The 3,018-nt window shown below is 61.5% G+C and carries 4 protein-coding genes; all 4 read right to left on the minus strand.

Going from position 1 to position 3,018, the window contains the following annotated elements; genetic code table 11:
- A partial coding sequence (locus tag AC2FND_RS19875; protein ID WP_496771432.1) for a HesA/MoeB/ThiF family protein occupies positions 1–643 on the minus strand: 643 nt, incomplete at its 3' end.
- A complete protein-coding gene (dut, locus tag AC2FND_RS19880; RefSeq protein ID WP_209506428.1) occupies positions 643–1,098 on the minus strand; it encodes a dUTP diphosphatase in 456 nt (151 codons plus the stop codon). The genes dut and AC2FND_RS19875, both read right to left, overlap by 1 nt.
- 15 nt (positions 1,099–1,113) lie before the next feature.
- Complete coding sequence (gene coaBC / locus AC2FND_RS19885) at positions 1,114–2,310, minus strand: bifunctional phosphopantothenoylcysteine decarboxylase/phosphopantothenate--cysteine ligase CoaBC (RefSeq protein ID WP_496771433.1); 1,197 nt, start codon at positions 2,308–2,310, stop codon at positions 1,114–1,116.
- A gap of 63 nt (positions 2,311–2,373) precedes the next feature.
- Positions 2,374–3,018: ChaN family lipoprotein (locus AC2FND_RS19890; RefSeq protein WP_496771434.1), on the minus strand; the 645-nt coding region annotated here is incomplete at its 5' end.

Genomic DNA, 3,018 nt, shown 5'->3' on the forward strand with positions numbered 1-3,018 from the left:
CAAAAAGATCTGCTGCGATTTCATCGCTCAATCTGCGATGAAAGGGCAGAACCTCCACATTCGGGTTCTGCGCCTCCATCGCTTGCTGGGCGGAAAAGACCTTGGGCATATCGATATCTGCATCGCGGTGGATCACCTGCCGCTGCAGGTTCGCATTCTCGACTATGTCGTCGTCAATGACCCCGATTGTACCCACACCTGCGGCCGCCAGGTATTGCAGCGCCGGGGCGCCTAAACCTCCCGCGCCGATCACCAGAACACGGGCCTGTTTCAACTTTTTCTGACCCGGCCCGCCCAATTCGCGCAGCACAATGTGACGGGCATACCGGTTCAGTTCGGTTTCGGTGAAACGGTCAGAGGGCAGGGTGGTTTCCGGCTTGGATGCTTGTACTGCGCGGTTACGCAGGGCCTTCAGCACACGGCCATATAACAAAACGATGCCCGCGAAACCTGCAAGGATCAGCCACAGCGCCGCAGACCCACCGGTTGCTTCGCGCAGAGGATGCCCATCCGGCAAGATCAGATGAGACAGGATCACCCCGACCAACAACACACTCACCGACACCACGCGCGCGGTTTTTGACGTGCCGACGACATAGCCAACGCCCCATAACCCCGCTGCCAGAACAAGAACCAGCAGCATCAGCCGCGCCCGGTCGAGCCGAAACCGCCAGCCCCGCGATCTGTTTTACCCAATGCCTCAGCCAGTTCGAATGCAGCCTGCACGACAGGGGCAACTACCAGCTGCGCGATACGATCGCCATGGGCAATCTCGAACGGTTCCTGACCGGCATTCATCACGATTACCCCTAGAGGTCCGCGATAGTCACTGTCGATAGTGCCCGGCGTATTGGGCAGCGTGATCCCGTGTTTCAGTGCAAGGCCCGAGCGGGGACGAACCTGAACCTCGTATCCCTGCGGGATTTCAATGCGCAGACCGGTCGGAACAAGCGCCCGCTGTCCGGGCTCCAGCATGATCGAAGCCCCCTGGGGCAAGTTGGCCCGCACGTCCGCGCCAGCAGCACCCGCAGTTTCGTAAGACGGAAGCGCCACGGCGGGGTCTGCCCCGTCTTCGCGGATCACTCGAATTGCAACCATGGTTTTGCCTTTCCTTCAGCCCGCCAACGCGTCCGCGATCCTGCTTGCCAACCGCCGCGCAACCTCGGCCTTGCCCATACGCGGCCATTCCTCGGCTCCGCTGTCCGAAATCAGGATAACCGCATTCTCGGACCCGCCCATGATCCCGGTGGCAGGGCTGACATCGTTGGCAACAATCCAGTCACAGCCTTTGCGCAGCCGCTTGGCGGTGGCATGTTCGATCACGTCATCGGTCTCGGCCGCAAAGCCTACAACCAAAGGTGGGCGCCCATTTTCCATCCGCGAGACACGTTTGAGAATGTCGGGGTTCTCGGCAAACTCCAGAACCGGCAAACCGTCCCGGCTTTTCTTCAGCTTCTTGTCCGACGCACTGGCCACGCGCCAATCTGCCACCGCCGCCGCAAACACGCCCGCATCGACGGGCAGCGCCGCATCAACCGCGTCCGACATCTGTTGCGCGGTCTCGACCGGCACGACCTGCACACCCGACGGTGGCGGTACGTCCGCGGGGCCCGTGACAAAGATCACCTCGGCCCCTAATTCCGCAAGTGCCTGTGCCACGGCCGAGCCCTGCGCCCCGGAAGAGCGGTTCGCGATATACCGGACCGGATCAATCGGCTCATGCGTCGGACCCGAAGTTACCAGCACGCGCTTACCCACCAAGGGTCCTGCCGCAAATTGCGCCTCAACCGCCGCGACGATTTCCAGCGGTTCCGACATGCGCCCGGGGCCATATTCACCGCAGGCCATATCACCTTCATTTGGGCCAACAAAGCGCACGCCATCCGCTTGAAGCTGCTTCAGGTTGCGTCGCGTCGCCGGGTGTTCCCACATGCGTACATTCATCGCGGGTGCACACAGAACGGGCGTGTCCGTTGCCATCAGAAGGGTCGATGCCAGATCATTTGCCAACCCCCCCGCCATCTTGCCCATCAGGTCCGCTGTTGCGGGGGCCACGACGATCAGATCGGCAGAGCGTGACAGCTGGATATGACCCATCTCGGCCTCGGCGGTCAGATCGAACAGGTCACCATAGACCTTTTCTGAGGCAAGGGCAGACACGGACAGAGGTGTTACAAATTCCTCTGCCGCACGCGTCAGCACAGGCGTTACGGCCGCGCCACGTTCACGCAGCCTGCGGATCAGGTCCAGCGATTTGTAGGCCGCGATGCCGCCGCCGATGATCAGCAGAATGCGTTTGGATGACAGCATGTTCAGCCCTTCCTGTCCCGGTCGGCCCCGACATTAGGCAAGCCCAGCAGGTTGTTCCAGCGATTAATTCTGAACCTGAAACGGCGCACAGGGATCTTCACGCTCGACTGTGGGGCTGTCGATTACGATATCAAAGTCACCGTCGATGATGTCGTCCTCGGACTGTCCGACCGAGACCACCTTCCATCCGGGTTGAAGGCGTTCAAGAAATGTCGGGATACCTCGGTCTTTGCGCGCATGTCCGTTCCCAGTGATCACGGCAACCGGGCCGCCGGTTTCTTCCATCGCGCGTATCACCGCGCGCGCAAGAACCGCATCGCGCAAACGCTGGATCGCGACCATCTGGGGTAACATTTCGGGTGGGAGAGCATCGCAATGCGCGGCCATTTGATCCGCCTCACGCGCCTCCTGCTCCTCGGGCGTCAGCGGTACAGTCAAACCATAGCGCGCCGCGTCTGCACCCAGCGCCGTGGCGGCCCCGCGTTCCATCGCAGCCCGCGCGGCAGCACGCGGCACCATGGCCCCGTAAACCGGCGCGCCTGAGGCTTTGAACACCGGATAATACAGCCTGAGCGGTGGCCAACCACTTTCTGCCCATTGCAGAATACGGCTCAACTCTTCCGGGTTGGAGACGGCTTTTTGCGCCAGCCGTTGCGCGCCTTCTTCGGTGACCATCTCCCAGACAACGGCCGAGGGTGAGATTTCCAC

This window comes from Ruegeria sp. BHSB056 (genome assembly GCF_059613305.1).